Genomic DNA, 19472 nt, shown 5'->3' with positions numbered 1-19472 from the left:
TTCGGCGCGGAACGTAGTCCAGCGCCCGGCTCCAGAAGTCGGCCGCGCGCCGTACGTCGGTGGCGCCCATCACGATCGTGCCGATGCTGATCACCGGGTGATGGTGTCAGAGGGCGCGGGCGGTCATCAATTCCTTTGGCCGTGGCGCACGGCAGGGCGCGACATGGAGAAACCCCGACCGCGTGATCATCTCGATCCCGCTGCCGGGGCCTCGTACTCTCCGTCTTCGCGCCGACGCTTCCCGGTGGCGCTCATCCACGTTTCGACGCGTCGCCGTAGCGGCGCTCAAAGCGCTCCACACGGCCCGCGGTGTCACGAACCTGCGAGTTACCGGTGTAGAAGGGGTGGCTCGCCGATGATGTCTCGACGTCGACGACGGGGTACCTCTGCCCGTCCTCCCACTCGATGGTCTTGTCCGAATCGGCCGTCGAGCGCGTCAGAAACGCGACGTCAGCAGCGCGGTCCCGGAATACCACCGGACGGGACTCAGGGTGGATACGAGCCTTCATATGTGATCCTTCCTGTCGCCGGCCGCCCGGGGTCTCTACGACCCCCGGTACCACTCTCAACGGCGGATGGAGGCCGGATATTCCACCGGATTCGCGTGGCCCACCCATGGCCGCCGAACCGGTAGTTGGCCCGAACCGGCCCCCGACTGACCAGGCCTTCCGGTGATATTCTCGATATATGGCCGACCGAATACATCGGGTCATTATCGAAGGCTCACGGATCAGCACTCCCCGGCTGACCCTTCGACCGTGGGCGCCGGGCGACGCCGACGCGGCGCTGCCCGTCTACGGCGTGCACGAGGTTGCCCGATGGCTCGCCCCGGCGCTGGAGCCGGTGTCGGACCTGGCCGCCATGGAACAGCTCATCGAGCGGTGGATAACCGAGTCGACCACCCTCGAACCTCCCCAGGGCAGGTGGGCCGTCTCGCTGCGTGAAACGGGCCGGCTGGTCGGAGGGGTGGCACTGCTGCCACTCCCCCCGTTGGGCAGCGACCTGGAGATCGGCTGGCAGTTGGCTCCCGATGTCTGGGGTCAGGGCCTGGCGGCGGAGGCGGGGCATGCCGTGGCGCATCAGGCTTTCGAGTCGGGCGCCGGGGTGGAGGAGCTGTTCGCGGTGGTACGGCCCCGGAACAGCCGAGGCGCGGCGACCGCCCGGCGGGTCGGGATGGAGTGGGTCGGCGAGACGGAGAAGTACTACAACCTGTCATTGCAGGTTTACCGTCTGCGCAAAGGTGACCTTGACGCGAGCGGTCCCACAGCGGCTTTGCGATAGCGAGAAGAGCGACGCGTCAGATTCTTCCTTCGGAGCCGTGGCCCTTGGCCTCGGCCGATGCCTTTCTACGGGCCCGATAAGCCGCGGCCTTGACGCGGTTACCGCACTCGTCCATCCCGCACCAGGTCCGCCGAGCGCCGCGCGAGCGGTCGAGATAGACGCGGGTGCAGGTACTGCGACCGCACTCCTTGAGACAGGCATGCGGATCGGCGAGCACGGCGATGGCGCTCCTGGCCAGGTGGGAGAGGACCGCGAGAAGGTCTCCCGACATCCGCAGTCCCGCGTCGCCGAGCCTGACCGTGGGCATCGGCCCGGCGGCCGTGTCGTTGACGATCGCCAGACTGCCCGGATCGAAGGATCGGCCGAACACGCGATCGAGAGCGAGTCGGTAGATGGCTTCCCGCAGTAAGAGCGCGGACTCGAAGGTCGCGACGTCGGCGGTGACACGGTCGGGGAGTTCGTCGCATTCGGCCACCCACCGTTCAAGGTCACGGGGCGTGGCCAGGGCGTCGACGGGCTCGTCCCGGCGGGACGCCACGGTGCCGGCCAGATCGAGGGCCGGGTTGCCGCTCACAAAGGCGAAATCCACGTCACCATCTTGACCGGTTACGTTGTTGGTGACAAGGTCGTCACCTGCTGAGCCGGTGACATCGGCGGGAACGGGAGAGCGCAGTGGCCGAGAGCGTCCGCGACATCGAGGTTGTCGTCTTCGACATCCTCGGAACACTGGTCGATGAACCCGGCGGGCTTCGGGCGGCGATCCGGGACGCGCTGTCTGCGTCCGACGAGGGGTCGGGCGACAAGTCGAGGGGCCCCTCCGACGATGCGCTCGTCGATGAGTTGCTCTCCTTGTGGCAGCGGCACGTCGAGAGCGAGCAGCGAGACATCGCGCGGGGGCACCGCGCGTACGTCAACTCCGACGTCATCGACGCGGAGGCCGCCCGACGGGTGGCCGACCGGGCCGGACTGACCGATCCTGCGACTGTCGCCCGCTTGTCGACAGCAGCTCGGCGCCTGCCGCCCTGGGGCGACTCCGTCGCCGGTCTCGATCGGCTCACTCGGCGGTTGCCGGTACTCGGGCTCTCCAACGCCGGCGGCGCCGCGCTGCTGCGGCTCAACGCGTATGCCGGGCTGCGCTGGCACCAAGTCCTGTCCGGCGAAGCCGTTCTGGCCTACAAGCCGGCCCCGCAGGTCTACCAACTCGCCGTCGACACCGCCGGATGCCCGGCCGAGCGCGTGCTCATGGTGGCCGCCCACGCCTGGGACCTCCGGGGCGCGCGGGCGAGCGGCATGCGAACCGCCTACGTCCGGCGGCCGGTCGGGGATCCGCCGACGGCCTCCGACGCCTTCGACGGGGAGTTCGACGGACTGGACGAACTGGTCACCGCCCTGACCGAGCCGTAACCGGCACGCCCAGGACATCAGGAAGCCGGGAGCATCAGCCGGTCAGGGCCCCGGAGCCGTCCGCCGCCGGGGCCGCCGTAGGGTGATCGCGTGACCAACGAAGCGGAGACCACGAACGGCGACCGGCTGCTCTACGGATGCATGGGACTCGGCGGCGGCTGGGACACCACGCCCTACGGTCCGGCGGACATCGACGCCGCCGAGGCGGCGGTCGAGGCGGCGCTGGACAGCGGGATCACCACGTTCGACCACGCCGACATCTACCGGCACGGGAAGTCCGAGGCCGTCTTCGGCGAGGTCCTCAGCCGCACCCCCGGACTGCGGGAGCGTGTCGTCCTCCAGACCAAGTGCGGCATCCGTCTCGCCGACGGCGACCGGCCCGGAATCTACGACCTGCGATCCGAGAGCATCGTCCGACGCGTCGAGGAGAGTCTGACCAGGCTGCGTACGGATGTCATCGACGTCCTGCTCCTGCACCGGCCCGACCCGCTCGCCGACCCGGACGACATCGCGGGCGCGCTCATCTCGCTCCACGAGCAGGGTCTGGTACGCCGGTTCGGGGTGTCGAACATGAGCGGCGCGCAGATCGAGCCGCTGCGGGCAGCGCTCGGACTCCCCCTGGTCGCCAACCAGTTGGAGATGAGCCTCCAGCGGCGGGACTGGGTCGAGGCCGGGGTGCTCGTGAACACCCCGGCGGCGGCCGACGGCGGCTATCCGCTCGGGACGACCGAGTACTGCCGGACGAACGGGATCGCCCTCCAGGCATGGGGAGCCCTCGCGCAGGGCCGTTACACCGGTCGTCAGGAGACCCCGGACGAGGTAGCCACGGCACGGCTCGTCGCCTCGCTGGCCGAGGCGAAGAACACCACGCCGGAGACGATCCTGCTGTGGTGGCTGCGACGCCACCCGGCCGGGATCGCGCCGGTCGTCGGCAGCGCTCGGCCGGAGCGCATCCGCGCCTGCGCGGACGCGGCCGTACGGGAGCCGGAACTCACCCACGAGGAGTGGTACGACCTGTGGCTGACGGCGCGCGGCGCGCCGCTGCCCTGACCGGGGCCCCTTCCCGACGCGGGTGTGGTCCCTGGCATGCCGGTCGGCTCGCCAGGGACCAACCCCCATGTGACCGCGTTACCTCGGACGCGTTACCGCGGCCGTTCCTCCTCGTGCAGGCTCTGGACCTGACTGCTCGTCAGCGCCTTGTCGTAGACGCGCACCTGGTCGATCGATCCGTTCCAGAAGTCGCCCTTGGCGCCGTCGTACTTGGCGCGGCCGACCGACAGCGGCCCGGTGCTCACATCGACCGGACCCGCCGCGACGGTCGCGGCCGGTGCGCCGTCGACGTACAGCGTGATGTCGTCCGACGCCGCGTCACGGACCCCGACGAGGTGGTACCAGCGGTCCGTCTCCGGCTCGGTCACCAGCCGTGCGCGGTTGCCGCCCGGGGTGCTGAACGCGAACGCGCCCTGGCCGTACTGGAGATAGAACGGATTCTCCGTACGCCGTCCGTCCTGGCTGACGGCCGTCGCGTAGTTGCCGGGGAGCGCGTCGAGGGTGACCCAGGCCGACACCGAGTAGCTCTTGGTGGTGTCGACGACCGGGCCTTCGGTCTGTGCGTACTGGCCCGTGCCGTCGAAGGCGAGTGCCGAGCCGCTGACGCCCGGCGTCCAGGTGGCGCCGCCGACGAGGCCGAGGGCCTTGCCGTTCGGGCCGCTGTCCTCGGCCGTGACGCCCCTCCCCTCGTCCATCGGCCAGTGACCGCCGCCGCTCAACTCGTCCCGGTCGCCCGCTTCCGCGCCGGCCTCGATGACCTTCTCGTTGATGGCACGCACGGGTGCCGGGTCGACCTTGATCTGCCGGCGGTCGTAGGTGTAGAAGCCGTTGAGTTCGTTCTCCAGGTCGCTGACCTGGGTGTAGACGGAGCCGGACAGCTCGGCGCCCGCCGCTTCGAGGTAGAAGTCCGTGGTGTTCTGGACGTACTTCGCGGTGAGCGCTTCCTTGTCGGCCACCCCGCTGTAGATCGCGGCGGGCGGGCCGGGCCACATATGTCCGGGGGTACGGAGCGTGAAGCCGCCGTGCTCGCCGTCCATCGCGGCGCGGTGGTCGGGGAACGGGGCGTCGTTGTTCACGTAGTCGTGGTGGTCGATGATCTCGCCCTTGCCCGAATCCCCCTTGGATGAACAGCAGTTGACCCCGCTGTGGGCGTTGACGATACGAGAGGGGTCGGTCTGCTTCACCGATTCGGCGATCCTGCCGGTCTCCTCCCTGTTCCACTCGCCCCAGCCCTCGTTGAAGACGATCCAGCCGATGATGGAAGGCGAGTTGTGCAACTGCCGCATCATCTGCTTGCCCTCGGCGACGAAGGTCCGCTGCCCTGCCTCGGTGGTGATGTCGCTGGAGACGAAGTCCTGCCAGACGAGCAGACCGAGCTTGTCGGCGTGGTGGTACCAGCGGGCCGACTCGACCTTGATGTGCTTGCGTACGGCGTTGAAGCCGAGATCCTTCTGCGCCTTGAGGTCGAAGGCGAGCGCCGCGTCGCTGGGCTGGGTGTAGAGGCCGTCGGGCCAGAATCCCTGGTCCAGCATGGCGAGGGAGAAGACCGGCTTCCCGTTGAGTACGAGCTTCTGGTAGCCGCCGACCTTCTCGATCCCGACGGACCGCATGCCGAAGTAGCTGTCGACGCTGTCGGTGGAGCGGCCGTCGGTGAGGGTGACGTCGAGGTCGTAGAGGTACGGGTCGTCCGGGGTCCAGAGCCGCTGGTTCGTGATCGGCAGGCGCAGCTCGGTGCCGGGACGGCCGCTCGCCGTCGAGACGATCCCCCCTCGGGCGTCGCGAGCGACCGCCCTGACCTTCGCGTCGGGCGATGCCTTCGCGGAGTTGACGGTGACGGCCAGGCTGCGGGAGTCGATGTCGGGCGTGGTGACGAGTTCGTCGACGGCCGCCGTCGCGACGGGCTCCATCCAGACCGTCTGCCAGATGCCGGACGACTGGGTGTAGACGATGCCGCCGGGGTCGGTCGACTGCTTGCCCATCGGCTGGTCGGGACCGTTGGTGTCGGTGACGGCGACCACGATCTCCTGCGGTCCCCTGCCGCCGTCCTTGAGGGCGTCGGTGATGTCGGCGCTGAACGCCGTGTAGCCGCCGGTGTGTTCGGTGACCTTCGTGCCGTTGACCCAGACGCGGGTCGCGTAGTCGACGGCGTCGAAGTTGAGCTTCAGCCGCTTGCCGCTGCCGACCTGCCAGTTCTTGGGGACGGTCACAAGCTTGCGGTAGAACATGTGGTCCTCGTGGCGTTCGAGGCCGGAGAGCTGCGACTCCACCGGGAACGGCACGATGATCTTCTCGTCCAGGTCCTTGCCGAAGACGGGCAGTTCGTCCTTCTCGGCGCCCGCGAACTGCCACGGCCCGTTGAGGTTCTGCCACTTGTCGCGCATCTGCTGCGGACGGGGGTACTCGGGCAGGGGGTTGTTCTTGTCGAGCTTGTCGCCCCACTCGGTGGTGAGCCGGTGCGTGGACTCGTTGGCGGCCGTACGCATGATCTGCGGCACCGTCTCGCCGCCGACCTGGAGGCCGCCCTCACCGTCGTAACGGAAGCCGACCCGCTGGTCCTTCTGGACCGGCGCCTTCAGCGTGACGGTCAGGGAGGTGGGGTCACCGGGGGTACGGGCGACGGACGAGACCGGCATCGGTGTCGTGTCGACCTCGACCTTCAGATGGTCCTTGACGGCCGCGACCGTGCCGCCGACCTTGTCCTCGAAGGTCGCACGGACCTGACGGCCGTCCTTGCCGACCGTCAGCGAGACCGGGTAGATCTCGAAGTCGGCGGGCGGGGTGAACGCCGACTCGGGGACGATCTGCTTCTTGGTCCCGGCGCCCGACCAGCGCAGGAACATGTTCGCGCCGCCGGTGTCCTGGAACATCTCGACACGGATCTCCTGCGGCTCACCTGCGGTGAGCCCGACCGGTTCGCTGGTCTGCTCCTTGTCCCAGTCCGGCTCCCAGTGGTCGATCACCGTCCGGTCGCCGATCCACACCCGGAAGCCGTTGTCGCCGGTCGCGTAGAACGTGTAGTCGCCGCTCGCGGGGGCCTCGATACGGCCGGTCCAGCGGGCGGTGGTGTGTTCCGTACGGCCCGTCAGGGACTCGAACGTCGAGGCCAGGCCCGGGAATTCGATCTGCGGGTCGAGGGCCACTCCCCCGAGATCGGCGAAGTCGCGCGCGCCGGGCGCGGACATGCTGAAGTACTCGCCCTTGAGGCCGTGCACCTCGTCCGCGGGGGCGGCAGCGGATGCGGCGGAGGGTACGCCGCCGGGCGCGGTGCCGGCGGCCGTCGCGGCCGGGGCGAAGCCGGTCGCCGGCAGCAGCAGGGCGACGGCGAGCAGCAGCGAGCGGAGCAGTGGTCGGGAGCGAAGGGATGGGCGGGCGGCGGGCTTTCGTCTCATGGTTGTCCTCGGTGTCCTCGCGCGGGCGGGGGCGGAAGGGATTTCGCCCGTCATTACAACGTTGGAAAGGTCCGCAGCGGAATGACAGCACGCCCGCTCCGCGAGTGTCCAGAGTTACGACAGAAGGTGTTCGCGAGACACCGGGGAGAAATGATGTTGCCCTCGACAGGGGTTGGCCTCTACCGTCCGTGCCATGAAGCGTGCCGCGATGACGACGACGCCGGAGAGTGTCCCGGCGCGCTGACTGCTGACCCAGTTCGAAGCCCCGGGGCGAGTGCCCCGGGGCTTCGTCACGTGGTCACTCGCTCCGCACCAGCGAGGAGACCACTATGCACGACCACCGCAGACTCGGCCGCGAATTGGGCCTGTTCGACACCGACCCACTGATCGGCGCCGGTCTGCCGTACTGGCTGCCCGACGGCGCGACGGTACGGCACGCCCTGGAGGAGTACATCCGCGACGTGGAGCGGCGCGCGGGCTACCGGCATGTGTACTCACCGGTGCTGGGCAAACGGGAGCTGTACGAGATCTCCGGGCACTGGTCGCACTACAGCGACGACATGTTCCCGCCGATGGAGCTGGGCGGGGAGCAGTTCGTGCTGCGGCCGAGCCTGTGCCCGCACCATGCGCTGATCTACCGTTCCCGCGCCCACAGCTATCGCGAACTGCCGCTCCGAATGGCCGAGTTGGGCGGCATGTACCGCTCCGAGCTGTCGGGGGTGCTGGGCGGACTGACCCGCGTACGGTCGATTCAGCTCAACGACGCGCACATCTTCTGCACCCTGGACCAGGTGGCCGACGAGGCGGGGGCGGCGCTTGAGCTGATCCGGCGGGCGTACGGCGCGCTCGGCATCCGCCCGGCACGGTTCCGGCTCTCGCTGCCGGGGCCCGGCGGGAAGTACGTCGCCGACCCCGCTCTGTGGGAGCGGTCCGCGGCGCTGCTGACCGAGGTCCTCGACCGCTCGGGTGTCGCGTACGAGGCGGTGGAGGGCGAGGCGGCGTTCTACGGCCCGAAGATCGACGTGCAGATCGCCGACGAGGCGGGGCGCGAGTCGACCTTGTCCACCGTCCAGGTCGACTTCCACCAGCCGGAACGGTTCGATCTGCGGTACATCGGAGCGGACGGCGCCAAGCACCGGCCGGTGATGATCCACCGCAGTGTCATCGGCAGCGTGGAGCGAGCGGTCGCGCATCTCGTGGAGCAGCACGGCGGGGCGTTTCCCGGCTGGCTGGCGCCGACCCAGATCGTGGTGCTGCCCATCTCCGACAGCGAACTCCCGCAGGCCGCCGCGCTCGTGGAGCGATGTGCCGAGCGAGGGCTGCGGGCGGAGGTCTCGGGGCCGGAGCACGGGACTCTCGGCGCACGGGTCAGGGCGGCCAGGCTGGTGCCGTACCAGGCGGTGATCGGGGCGCGGGAGGCGGCCGGGGACTCGGTGGCGCTGCGGCTGCGGGACGGGCGGCGCGTGGACGCCTTGCCGGCGGCCGAGTTGCCGGCCCGTGTGGGCGCGCTCGTCGGCGCGTTCAGCACCGATCTGTGGGAGGGGGACGGGGACACCGGCCCCTGAGGCGGGCCTTGCCGATTCGGCAGGGTCCACATGCTTACTCCGGTCGACAACCATTAGATCTGGCACTACAGTCGGCTGTATGGAGAGCATTCAGCCCGGTACGTCCGAGTCCGCTCACCCAACAGCGGCCCCGCTGCTCGGTGAGCCGCTGCCGGTCGAGCTGATGAACACCATCTGGGCAGACCGGGACGGCGTACATGACGAGCTGACACATCCCGAAGGTCTCGCGGCCTGGCTGCGCGGCGTCGGGCCGCGTCTCTCAGCGGCCGAGGGTCTGTCCCTCGCGCAGCTGCCGGACCCGTCGGCGGACGAACTCCGGCGGTTCCGGCGGCTGCGCGACGCGCTGCGGCACCTCGCCGCCGTCACGACCGGCGACGAGCGGGGCACGCGGGACCCCGTCGCCGGCGCCGACCTCCTCGCGACGGCGGTCTCCGCCGTCAACGAGGCCTGCGCGTACGCGCCTTCCTGGTCCTCGCTGGAGTGGACCGGGGCCGGCGGGCCGACCCGTACGGATGTCACGAACGGCACCCCGGCCGCGCGGATCCTGTCGCGCGTCGCGGAGGAAGGGGTACGCCTCTTCACCGGGCCCGGCCGGGCCCGGCTGCGGGCCTGCCAGGGTCCGCGCTGCGTGCTGTATTTCGTGCGCTCCCACCCACGCCGGGAGTGGTGTTCCGCCGACTGCGGAAACCGCGCCCGCGTGGCCCGCCACTACCGGCGCCACCGCGGAGCCGGCGAGGCGGCGAAGGCGTGAGCCGACACCCCGCGAGGGTGTGAACCGACACCGACACTCGGGGCCCTCAGACAAGGAGTCCGTCATGGTCAAGGTCCACCACCGCTACGCGACCGTCCAGGGCCGAGAGCTGTTCTACCGGGAAGCCGGCCCTGTCGACGCGCCCGTACTCGTCCTGCTGCACGGCTTCCCCACCAGCTCGTTCATGTACCGCCATCTCATCCCGGAGCTGGCGGACCGCTATCACGTCATCGCCCCCGACCACCTCGGCTTCGGCCTGTCCGACGCGCCGACCGTCGGGGAGTTCGACTACTCCTTCGACGCCCTCGCCGACCTGACGGCGCACCTGCTCGCCGGGCTCGGGGTGAACCGTTACGCCATGTACGTCCAGGACTACGGCGCCCCGGTCGGCTGGCGTCTGGCGCTGAAGGACCCGGACGCGATCACGGCGATCATCACGCAGAACGGGAACGGCTACGAGGCGGGCCTCGTCGAGGGCTTCTGGGGGATGGCCCGCGCCTACTGGCGCGAACAGACCCCCGAGACGATCGCCGCCATCCGCGAGGCCTTCAGCCTGGGCATGATCAAGTGGCAGTATCTGCACGGCGTGCCGGACCCGAGCCTGGTCAGCCCCGACACCTGGCACCACGACCACGCTCTCGTCTCCCGCCCGGGCAACGACCGCGTGCAGCTGAAGCTGCTGCTCGACTACGCCACCAATCTGCCTCTGTACCCGGCCCTGCACGCCTATCTGCGGGATCGCCGGCCCCCGCTGCTGGCGGTCTGGGGCAAGAACGACGAGATCTTCGGCCCGGCGGGCGCCGAGGCGTTCGTCGACGACGTGCCCGACGCCCAGGTGTATCTCGTCGATGGCGGCCACTTCCTGCTCGAAAGCGCACTGGACGAGGTCGTCGAGCTGATCCGCACCTTCCTCGCGAAGGCGGATCTGCCCGCCGGCTGACGGACCCCCGCCCCTCTGGGGCGCGCTGAGGACGGGCCCCAGTGCCATGTCCGAATCCCGCCAGCAGGGGATATCTCCGCGCGGCACTCTCGACAGTGCGACGAGAGTGACCGGAGAGGCGGAGAGACAATGAAGACCATCAACCGGGCGGGCCGGATCGGCGATCGTGTCGCCGCGCAGGACTGGGACACGATCGCCGGTGATCTCGACTCGTACGGCAACGCCCTCACCGGAAAGCCGCTCCTGACCCCCGCCGAGTGCCGTGCGATCACCGCGCTGTACGACGACGGCGAACGGTTCCGGACGACCGTCGACATGGCCCGGCATCGGTTCGGGTCGGGGCAGTACCGCTACTTCACCCACGATCTGCCCGAGCCGGTACGGGAGTTGCGTGCCGCGCTCTATCCGCGTCTGCTGCCCGTCGCACGCGACTGGGCCGGGAAGCTGGGCAACCCCGCGCCCTGGCCCGACACGCTGGACGAGTGGCTGACGATGTGTCACGAGGCCGGGCAGGCCAAGTCGGCCCAGATCCTGCTGCGTTACGGCTCCGGCGACTGGAACGCCCTGCACCGGGACGTGTTCGGCGACATGGTCTTCCCGCTCCAGGTCGTCGTCGGCCTGGACGTACCCGGAACGGACTTCAGCGGTGGGGAGTTCATCATGACCGAGCAGCGTCCGCGCGCCCAGTCGCGCGGCTCGTCGGCCACCGTCCCGCAGGGCCACGGGCTGGTCTTCACCACCCGCGACCGGCCGGTCCACTCGGCGCGGGGCTGGTCGAACGCGCCCATGCGGCACGGGGTGAGCACGGTGCGCTCCGGACACCGGCACACGCTGGGGCTCGTCTTCCACGACGCCGCGTGACGTACGTCCCGCCGGGCGCGTACGGCGACAGCCGTGGCCGACACACTGAACGCTGCCGGTCCCGCGCGCGCGGCGAGTGGAGAATCCAGAAATGACGGATTCCTCATCAGCCGCCGGATACACCGGGCAGACGGAGAGCGACGGGCCGGCGCGGTCGCCGTGGCTGACGTTCCTGCGTACCGAGACCGGCAGCGCCGCCGTACTGCTGGTCGCAGTGCTGGCCGCGCTCGCCTGGGCGAACGCCGACCTCTCGTCGTACGAGCGTTTCTGGCGGACACATGTGGGGCTGTCGTTCGGTTCGCGGAGCCTGTCTCTCGAAGTGCGCGAGTGGGTCAACAGCGGTCTGATGTCGGTGTTCTTCTTCGTCGTCGGGCTTGAGGCGCGCCGCGAGCGGGACTTGGGCGAGCTGCGCGACGCGCGGCGTATCGCGCTGCCCGTGCTCGTCGGCCTCAGCGGCATGCTCGTGCCCGTCGCGATCTATCTCCTCGTCAACGCCGGTCATGGCACGACCCACGGCTGGGGCGCCGCGATGTCCACGGACACCGCCTTCGCCCTCGGCATGCTCGCTCTGCTGGGCAGACGGCTGCCCAAGGGGTTGCGTACGTTCATCCTGGCCGTGACCGTCGTGGACGACTTGGTCGCTCTCGGGGTCATCGCGTTCGCCTACACCGAGAGCGTGGCGCCCGTCGCGCTGCTCGTGGCCGTCGGCATCCTCGGCGTGATCGCGCTGCTGCGCTACGAGGGCGTACGCCGCGGCGGCTGGTACGCGGTGCTGGCCGCCGCCGCGTGGGTGGCGCTGTGGGAGTCCGGTGTCGATCCCGTCGTCATCGGGCTGGTCGTGGGGCTGCTCACGTACGCGTATCCGGCCGCCCGTGGTGATCTGGAACGGGCCACCGGCCTCTTCCGCCGGTTCAGGGAACAGCCGACGCCGGAGCTGGAACGCTCCGCGCGGATCGGCCTGGCGTCGGCGATCTCGCCGAACGACCGGCTGCTGCGGATATACCTCCCGTGGTCCAGCTATGTGATCGTGCCGGTGTTCGCGCTGGCCAACGCCGGGATCCGGATCAATGCCGACGAGTTGTCCCAGGCCTTCTCCTCCCGCGTCACGCTGGGCATCGTGTGCGGACTCGTCGTCGGCAAGCCGGTCGCGGTCCTCACCGCCTCGTGGCTGACCACGCGCTTCAGCCACGGGCGGCTGCGCCCGCCCGTCGGCTGGGGCGCCGTCGCCGCCGGCGGGACGATCGCGGGTGCCGGGTTCACGGTGTCGCTGCTGATCGCCACCCTGGCCTTCGACGGCGAACAGCTGGAGAACGCGAAGATCGGCACACTCACGGCCCTCATCTGCTCGTTCGCGGTGACCTGGGCCGTCAGCACCGTGATCGGGCTCCTGCCGAAGCGGCGCCGCATCCGCGCGCTGCTCGGCACCGCCGACTCGATCGTCGACCTCGTGGTCCCGGTAGATTCCGAACGGGACAAGATCCGCGGCCCGTTGGAGGCGCCGGTCACGGTCGTGGAGTACGGCGACTTCGACTGCCCGTACTGCGGGAAGGCCGAACCGGTCATCCGGGAGCTGCTGGCCGACTTCGGCGATGTCCGCTACGTATGGCGGCACTTGCCGCTGACCGATGTGCATCCGGGCGCGATGCTCGGAGCCGAGGCGTCGGAGGCCGCGCACGACCAGGGCGCCTTCTGGGACATGCACGACCTCCTGCTCGCGCGCGAGGGCACGCTGCTGTTCACGGACGCGCTCCGCCTCGCCGCCGACCTCGGTCTGGACACGGAGCGCTTCGAGCGGCACCTGCGGCGCCACAAGGGCGCGGGGCGGATCGCCGACGACACGGACTCCGCCGACCTGAGCGGGGTGTCGGGGACGCCGACGTTCTTCGTCAACGGGCGCCGTCACCACGGGGCGTACGACATCGGCAATCTCTCGGCGGCCGTGCGCACCGCCCGGCAACAGGCGGCGCTCGACGAGCCGGAGCCGGAGCCGTAATGCCGGCGGGTCATGTGCGACCCGCCGGTCTACTTCCCGTCCGCGTCCGGGTCTCCGCCCGCGTCTCCGTCGGGACCCTGATCCTGGCCGCCGGCCGTACGCCCGACCAGCCGTTCGTAGCGCTGGCGGGCGGCCTGCGGGGTGCCGAGACCCAGGCCGAAGGCGACCTCCTGCCAGGTCATCCCCCGGCCCCGCGCCATCTGGAGAAGTCCCGCCTCCAGCTCGTCCATGTCCCCACGGGCGCGCGGCACCAGGCTCAGTGCGGCGGTGATGTCCGCGTGATCCACCTCCGGCTCACCCGCTTCCGGCCGCGCCGCCCCGCTCAGCAGGAACGACACGAGCCGGACGGCTTCGTGCGGCGCGATGACGGACGGATGCGCCTGCCTGCGGCGCTGGGCGTCGGTGGCCGCGTGCCGCTCGGCGATACGGAACAGCGACGCGTGCACGCGGTGCGCACGGGCCTGGTCCGGGTGGGGAGCGGTGAAGGGGTCGGAGGCGTGCCAGTCAGGAGTCGATGACATGCGACAAGCATGCGTCGACACACGTGATGATGTCAACTGATCGTGTTGAACATTCCGTTCAAACACGACTTCGGTCAAAGAGTCACGGGCGGTACACCTCGCCCGGCTCCGGGACCGCCGGCGCGAAGAGCTGCGGAACCGTCACGAACGCATAGCCGCGCTCCTTCAGCTTCTCGATGATTCCGGGCACGGCCGGGACCGTCCCGTCGTAGATGTCGTGGAGCAGGATGATCCCGTCGGCGGAGGCGTCGTCGAGGATGCGGCGCTCTATGAGGGCGGAGTCGGTCGTGGAGTAGTCCTTGGCCGTGGCGCTCCACAGGACTTGCGAGAGACCGAGTTCGCGGGAGATGTCGGTGACGTCGCCGTTGGTACGACCCTGGGGCGGGCGCATCAGCGTGGGCTTGTGTCCGGTGATCTTCGCGATGGCGTTCTGCGTGCGGGCGAGCTCTTCGCGTATCCCGTCCCGGTCGAGATCGGTGAGTATCCGGTGGCTCCAGGTGTGGTTGGCGACCTCGTGCCCCTCGTCGGCGATGCGGCGGACGGTCTCGGGATGGGCCAGTACGTGATTCCTGCCCAGCAGGAAGAAGGTGGCCGGCACCTTCTTCTCCTTGAGGGTGTCCAGCAGCCGGGGCGTGTCCTTGCCGGGTCCGGCGTCGAAGGTGAGGGCTATGCACTTGGCCTTCGCACAGTCGACGGAGCCGTACGCACCCTTGCCGTCACCCCCCGCGCCCCCTCTGACGGAGGCGGGCGAGACGGTCTGCGTCCCGCAGCCGGTGAGCGCAAGGGCGAGGGCCGCGACGACGGCGCATGCGGCGGCGGCCGTGCGGCGCACGGGTGCGAATGGGGTGGTTTCGGGCATGGCGGAGCCGGGTGTGGCGTTCTCGGGCATGACGGAGTTCTCTCTGCGATGTACGGGTCGGAACCGGCACGACGGGGCCCGCCCCGATGCCTCGCGACGGTGTGCGCGAGCGGGGTTGCCGCGTGGAGGAAGGGGCCCTCAGAAGGGCAAGTGCTTACATCCGGTTCCCGTCACCGCGAAAGGGCGCGGCGTCGGCCAGATGGGGCCGGGCAGGGCAGAACAAGCCAGGCCAGGCGGGGTCCCATGACATGCGAATCACTATACATACGATGTATACGCGCAGTGCATAGAGGTCCGGGAATCGCCGCCGGAAACGCAAAGGATCGCGGACGAGAAGCACTCGTCCGCGATCCCTCGGTTACCCGTCGCGAAGCCCTGCGGGCTCCGGTTGATCAGCTGATCCGGTGGACCAGCTGGGTGTTCAGTTCGTAGCGCGCGCCGACTATCTCCAGCTTCCCGGCGGCCACCTTGGCAGCGAGGTCGGGCTCCGCCGCCAGACGCGAACGGACCAGCCCCACCTGGGCGCTGACCGTGGCGTCCACCCGTGCGTCGCCCTCCTGCGAGTGGTCGATCGCGGGCTTGATCTGCTCGGCTATGTACTGGAGGGAGGCGGGCAGGGGCTCGCCCGTCTCCTCCGCGTGCACGGCGGCGCGGACGGCGCCGCACGACTGGTGCCCGAGGACCAGGATCAGCGGGACGCCGAGTTCGAGGACACCGTAGGTGACGCTGCCGAGCACGCCGTCGTCCAGGACCTCACCGGCGGAGCGCACGGTCATGAGGTCGCCGAGCCCCTGGTCGAAGACCAGCTCCGGCGGTACGCGGGAGTCGATGCAGCCGAGTACGACGGCGAAGGGCGCCTGGCTGGACACCAGGACCTGCCGCACGCTCTGCGACTCGTGCGGGTGCTGCTGATTGAAGGTGCGCCACCGGCGGTTGCCCGTGGAGAGTTCCGCCAGAGCCTCGGCGGGGGTCGTTGGCCTCTTGGAGTGCGTAGTGGGAGTCCGGGTGGCGGCACTCGCCGGCGAACCGGCGATGAGTCCGCTTCCGGCCGCGGTGGCGACCGCGGCCGTGGCGACGGAGGCGCGGAGCAGCGCGCGGCGGCTCGTGGCCTCCGGCAGCTGGGCATGTGGGGTCAGGTTCACGCCGGGACGCTAACGTCCGTAACATTAAAGGACTTTCATACAAGACAAGTCTTGGCTGGCCCTTGAATGTCCCTTGGCTATACATGACCTGAGCGTGAGCGCTTACGACCGCTTCGCGACGTCCCGTGAGGGTTGAAAGCCCCACAGCTCAGCGGAAGATGCCGCTGTACGCGTTGAGGGCGGGCTGGCCGCCGAGGTGCGCGTACAGCACGTTGGAGGTCGCCGGGATGTCCCCGCCGCGTACGAGATCGATCAGCCCTGCCATCGACTTCCCCTCGTACACCGGGTCGATGATCACGCCCTCCAGGCCGCCCGTGAGCCGGATGGCATCGAGCGTGGACTGCACCGGGATGCCGTAGAGGTCCCCGGCCCAGCCCTCCAGGACGGTTATCTCCTCGTCCCTCAAGTCCCTTCCCAGGCCGATGAGTTCGGCGGTGGCGCGGGCGATCCTCGCGACCTGGGCGTGGGTTTCGTCGATCTTGGCCGAGGCGTCGATGCCGAGGATCCTGCGGGGGCGGTCCTGGCCCGCGAAACCCGCGATCATGCCCGCCTGCGTGCTGCCGGTGACGCTGCACACCACGATCGTGTCGAAGAAGACGCCCAGTTCACGCTCCTGGCGCTCCACCTCATAGGCCCAGTTGGCGAAACCGAGCCCGCCGAGGGGATGGTCGGAGGCGCCGGCCGGGATCGCGTACGGGGTGCCTCCCCCGGCCTCGACGTCGGTCAGGGCCTGGTGCCAGCTGTCCTTGGCGCCGATACCGAACCCGGCTTCGACCAGGCGTACTTCGGCGCCCATGACGCGGGACAGCAGGATGTTGCCGACCTTGTCGTTGACGGCGTCGGGCCAGTCGACCCAGCTCTCCTGGACCAGGACTGCTTTCAGGCCGAGCCGGGCGGCGACGGCCGCGACCTGGCGCGTGTGGTTGGACTGGATGCCGCCGATGGTGACGAGGGTGTCGGCGCCCCGCGCGAGGGCGTCGGGGACCAGATACTCCAGCTTACGGGTCTTGTTCCCGCCGTACGCCAGGCCGCTGTTGCAGTCCTCGCGCTTGGCCCAGATACGGGCGCCGCCGAGGTGGTCGGTGAGGCGGTCGAGCGGGTGGACCGGGCTGGGACCGAAGAGGAGAGGGTGGCGGGGGAAGGTGTCGAGGGACATCTGAGACTCCTGGAGCGGGGCGGGCGCCGTGGGGCGTGGTCAGTCGGTGTTCTTGCTCTTGGGGTGCCGCTCGGCCTCGTCCTCCTCCGCGTCGTCGTCGGGCAGGGCGTCGAGCAGCGGGACGAGCGTCTGCCAGTTGGCGCCGGTGGCCGCCGCGGCGCCGTCCACGTCGCCGACGGCGCACAGTTCGACGATCCGGTTGTGCTGGGCCACCGAGCCCCGGCCGCTCAGCGAGGAGAAGCGCAGCCGTTCGACGCGGCGCAGCACCGGTGTGAACTGTTCGAGCACGGCGCGCAGGGCCTGGTTCGCGCTCGCGGTGACGGCGACGCCGTGGAACGCGTCGTCGGCGGCGAGCGCCGCGTCCACGTCGTTCCTGGCCAGCGCGTCGGCGAAACGGGAATTGGCGGCGCGCATGGCATCGAGTTCGGACCGGGACAGGTTGGGCAGGGCTTCGCGTACGGCCAGTTCGTGCATGGCGGCGGTGACGGACTGCGCGCCGCGGGCGGCCCGGAGATCCAGTGGGCTGACGATCGTGTAGCGGCCTGGTTTGGTCCGTACGAGGCCGGTCTGCTCCAGGCGCCCCAGCGCCTCCCGGATGGGCGTGCGGCTGATGCCCAGCCACTCCACGAGATCGCCGTCGTTGAGCCGCTCGCCCGGCGTGAGGGTGCCGTCGACGATCGCGTCCCTGAGGGCGTTGTAGGCGTTCTCCCGGAGGAGCGATCTGGAGACGAGCCCTCGGCTCTGAGGTACCGGCATGCAAAATATTGCACATCGCCACGGCTGGGCCCGTCAAGAGCGGGCCTGTTTCGCGGACCGGGTTGGAGCGACGGTCAGCGCACGCCGTGCGGCCGGAACTGGATGCTGATCCGCGCCCCCACCGCGCGCGCCGTCTTGGGGACGGCGTGCTCCCACGTGCGCTGACAGGAGCCGCCCATCACGATGAGGTCGCCGTGCCCGAGCGGCTTGCGGACGACGGAGCCGGGGCGCCCGCGAGGCCGTAGCACCAGATCGCGCGGCGCGCCGACCGAGAGGATCGCGACCATGGTGTCCTCGCGGGAGCCCCGGCCCGTCCGGTCGCCGTGCCAGGCGACGCCGTCATGGCCGTCCCGGTAGTAGCAGAGCCCGGCGGTCGCGAACGGCTCGCGCAGTTCGTCCGCGTAGTGCGCGCTCAGCGCGTCGCGCGCCTCGTCCAGGACCGGGTGCGGCAGCTCCTCGCGCGTACCGTCACCCCGCTCTCCGTAGAAGGCGAGCAGTCGCGGCACCGCCACCACCCGCTCGTACATCTGCCGTCGCTCGGCCCGCCACGGCACGGCCGAGGCCAGCTCCTCGTGCAGCGCGTCGGCCCCGCCGAGCCAGCCGGGGAGCAGATCGATCCACGCCCCGTCGCCGAGCACGGTCCGCCGGATGTCCGTGAGCGGACCGAGTCGGATCTCGTCGGTCTGGTCGAAGAGCGAACCCTGCGTGTGTGCTGCCATGCGTCGAGCATAGCCACACGTTCGAACGTACGAACGATTAGCGCGGCGGGTCCGGCGCGTGCCGGGGGTGGGGGCGCACTCAGCTGAGGCAGCTCGCCGGGCGGGCGTTCGCCGGGTCGAGTGCGTTGAGTACGAGCCGGTTCATGACCGTGCTGTAGGCGATGCCCAGGTGCGCGCTCATGTCGGTCGGGCACGCGTCCTGGAGGGTGAGATTGTCCACCGGGGCGTCGGGACCCGCCATGAGGTACTGCTGGCGGTAGGGGGTGACCACCTCGTCGGTGCGGGTGACGACGGTCGTGTAGCGGACGCCGGGCATGGTGTCGCCGTCGGCGTCCAGCCGGGCGTTGACGTCGGATCCGACGGTCTGATCCTTCGCCGCCTGTCCGGCCATCTGCGCCGTGGTGTCCAGTACCCGCAGCGACTTGGCGAGGGAGGCCATGCCCGACGCCGTCGTCCCGTGGTTGCTGGGCGCGATGCCCACCAGCCGGTGGGTCTTCGCCGCGCCGCCGTCGAACTTCAGATACCAGCGCGGCAGCAGCCCGCCGCCCTGCGAGTGTCCGACCAGGTCGGCCTTCTCCGCGCCGGTGGCGTCGAGCACCTTGTCGACGAAGGCGGCCACCTCCTTGGAGGAATCGGGGACATGGCCCTTGCCCTTGAACACGTCGCCGTCGGGCGCGCCGTAGTTGAGGGCGTAGACGCAGTAGCCGGCCTTCTTCAGGACGGGCGACAGGCCCGACCAGTTGGCGTAGGCGTTCGCCCAGGTGCCGTGGATGAGCACGACGGGACGCGGGTGCGCGGTGCTGGGCTCGCACGCCCAGTCGTTGGCACCGGGCGGTGCCGCCTCGGGTGCGGCCTGCGACCGGGTGAACGCCGCGGCGAACTTCGCGAGGCCGGTGTTCGGGGCGACGGCCGCGGTACGGGCGGAGCCCTCGGGTACGGAAGTGAGGGAAGGGACGGAGACGGAGGGGGACGAGGACGCGGGCACCGCCGCCGCGACGGCGAGCGCCGCGGATCCGACCAGCGCGGCGGCGACATGTCTGAGCTTCAACGGGACTCCCGGAGGTACGGAGGAGAGGGCGTCTTTC

General features: G+C 70.1%; 18 protein-coding genes. 8 read left to right on the top strand and 10 right to left on the bottom strand.

The window, feature by feature from the left end; translation table 11 throughout:
- Positions 1-251: 251 nt before the first annotated feature.
- A complete protein-coding gene (locus ACIBLA_RS16695; RefSeq protein ID WP_363239840.1) occupies positions 252-509 on the bottom strand; it encodes a type B 50S ribosomal protein L31 in 258 nt (85 codons plus the stop codon).
- A gap of 178 nt (positions 510-687) precedes the next feature.
- On the opposite strand from ACIBLA_RS16695, the gene ACIBLA_RS16690 reads away from it, so the two are divergent.
- Positions 688-1281, top strand: coding sequence for a GNAT family N-acetyltransferase (locus ACIBLA_RS16690; RefSeq protein WP_363239841.1), 594 nt, complete (start codon positions 688-690; stop codon positions 1279-1281).
- 16 nt (positions 1282-1297) lie between these two features.
- On the opposite strand, the gene ACIBLA_RS16685 is transcribed toward ACIBLA_RS16690, so the two are convergent.
- Positions 1298-1870, bottom strand: coding sequence for a CGNR zinc finger domain-containing protein (locus ACIBLA_RS16685; protein ID WP_363239842.1), 573 nt, complete (start codon positions 1868-1870; stop codon positions 1298-1300).
- 83 nt (positions 1871-1953) lie between these two features.
- Between ACIBLA_RS16685 and ACIBLA_RS16680 the strand changes: the two genes are divergently transcribed.
- Both ACIBLA_RS16680 and ACIBLA_RS16675 read left to right on the top strand, forming a co-directional pair.
- Complete coding sequence (locus ACIBLA_RS16680) at positions 1954-2685, top strand: haloacid dehalogenase type II (protein WP_363239843.1); 732 nt, start codon at positions 1954-1956, stop codon at positions 2683-2685.
- 90 nt (positions 2686-2775) lie between these two features.
- Positions 2776-3735: an aldo/keto reductase gene (locus ACIBLA_RS16675; protein WP_363239844.1), complete on the top strand. Its 960-nt coding sequence runs from the start codon at positions 2776-2778 to the stop codon at positions 3733-3735.
- A gap of 92 nt (positions 3736-3827) precedes the next feature.
- Here ACIBLA_RS16675 and ACIBLA_RS16670 read toward each other — a convergent pair whose 3' ends face one another.
- Entirely contained in the window at positions 3828-7124 is a 3297-nt protein-coding gene (locus ACIBLA_RS16670; RefSeq protein WP_399199000.1) for a LamG-like jellyroll fold domain-containing protein, read from the bottom strand.
- A gap of 329 nt (positions 7125-7453) precedes the next feature.
- Here ACIBLA_RS16670 and thrS point away from each other — a divergent pair, with 329 nt between their 5' ends.
- From thrS to nhaA, 5 genes are all read left to right on the top strand, one after another.
- Complete coding sequence (gene thrS / locus ACIBLA_RS16665; protein WP_399198998.1) at positions 7454-8689, top strand: threonine--tRNA ligase; 1236 nt, start codon at positions 7454-7456, stop codon at positions 8687-8689.
- 79 nt (positions 8690-8768) lie between these two features.
- Positions 8769-9440 (top strand): CGNR zinc finger domain-containing protein, encoded by a 672-nt coding sequence (locus ACIBLA_RS16660; protein WP_399198997.1) that lies wholly within the window; start codon positions 8769-8771, stop codon positions 9438-9440.
- 64 nt (positions 9441-9504) lie between these two features.
- A complete protein-coding gene (locus ACIBLA_RS16655) occupies positions 9505-10380 on the top strand; it encodes an alpha/beta fold hydrolase (RefSeq protein WP_399198996.1) in 876 nt (291 codons plus the stop codon).
- A gap of 129 nt (positions 10381-10509) precedes the next feature.
- The gene (locus tag ACIBLA_RS16650; RefSeq protein ID WP_363239848.1) at positions 10510-11241 is read left to right on the top strand and encodes a 2OG-Fe(II) oxygenase; all 732 of its coding nucleotides are present in this window, start codon (positions 10510-10512) and stop codon (positions 11239-11241) included.
- A gap of 91 nt (positions 11242-11332) precedes the next feature.
- Positions 11333-13234, top strand: coding sequence for a Na+/H+ antiporter NhaA (gene nhaA / locus ACIBLA_RS16645; RefSeq protein ID WP_399198995.1), 1902 nt, complete (start codon positions 11333-11335; stop codon positions 13232-13234).
- 29 nt (positions 13235-13263) lie between these two features.
- Here the strand turns inward: nhaA and ACIBLA_RS16640 are convergent, their stop codons facing one another.
- The 7 genes from ACIBLA_RS16640 to ACIBLA_RS16610 all read right to left on the bottom strand — a co-directional run bounded on the left by ACIBLA_RS16640 (position 13264) and on the right by ACIBLA_RS16610 (position 19435).
- On the bottom strand, positions 13264-13755 hold the full coding sequence (locus tag ACIBLA_RS16640) for a DNA-binding protein (RefSeq protein WP_363239851.1): 492 nt from the start codon (positions 13753-13755) through the stop codon (positions 13264-13266).
- Between the two features lie 82 nt (positions 13756-13837).
- On the bottom strand, positions 13838-14614 hold the full coding sequence (locus ACIBLA_RS16635) for a polysaccharide deacetylase family protein (protein WP_399199051.1): 777 nt from the start codon (positions 14612-14614) through the stop codon (positions 13838-13840).
- A 392-nt stretch (positions 14615-15006) separates the two neighbouring features.
- Positions 15007-15756: a carbonic anhydrase gene (locus ACIBLA_RS16630; RefSeq protein WP_363239852.1), complete on the bottom strand. Its 750-nt coding sequence runs from the start codon at positions 15754-15756 to the stop codon at positions 15007-15009.
- Between the two features lie 148 nt (positions 15757-15904).
- Positions 15905-16912, bottom strand: coding sequence for a 1-aminocyclopropane-1-carboxylate deaminase (locus ACIBLA_RS16625; protein ID WP_399198994.1), 1008 nt, complete (start codon positions 16910-16912; stop codon positions 15905-15907).
- A gap of 39 nt (positions 16913-16951) precedes the next feature.
- Complete coding sequence (locus tag ACIBLA_RS16620) at positions 16952-17668, bottom strand: GntR family transcriptional regulator (protein ID WP_399198992.1); 717 nt, start codon at positions 17666-17668, stop codon at positions 16952-16954.
- A 74-nt stretch (positions 17669-17742) separates the two neighbouring features.
- The gene (locus tag ACIBLA_RS16615; RefSeq protein ID WP_363239855.1) at positions 17743-18387 is read right to left on the bottom strand and encodes an alpha-ketoglutarate-dependent dioxygenase AlkB; all 645 of its coding nucleotides are present in this window, start codon (positions 18385-18387) and stop codon (positions 17743-17745) included.
- A gap of 79 nt (positions 18388-18466) precedes the next feature.
- Positions 18467-19435 (bottom strand): alpha/beta fold hydrolase, encoded by a 969-nt coding sequence (locus tag ACIBLA_RS16610; protein ID WP_363239856.1) that lies wholly within the window; start codon positions 19433-19435, stop codon positions 18467-18469.
- Positions 19436-19472: the final 37 nt, after the last annotated feature.

Origin of the sequence: Streptomyces sp. NPDC050433 (genome assembly GCF_044458565.1) — a bacterium.
Taxonomy (GTDB): Bacteria; Actinomycetota; Actinomycetes; order Streptomycetales; family Streptomycetaceae; genus Streptomyces.
The sequence above is the reverse complement of the archived record's forward strand: the minus strand, read 5'-3'. Positions and strand labels throughout refer to the sequence as shown.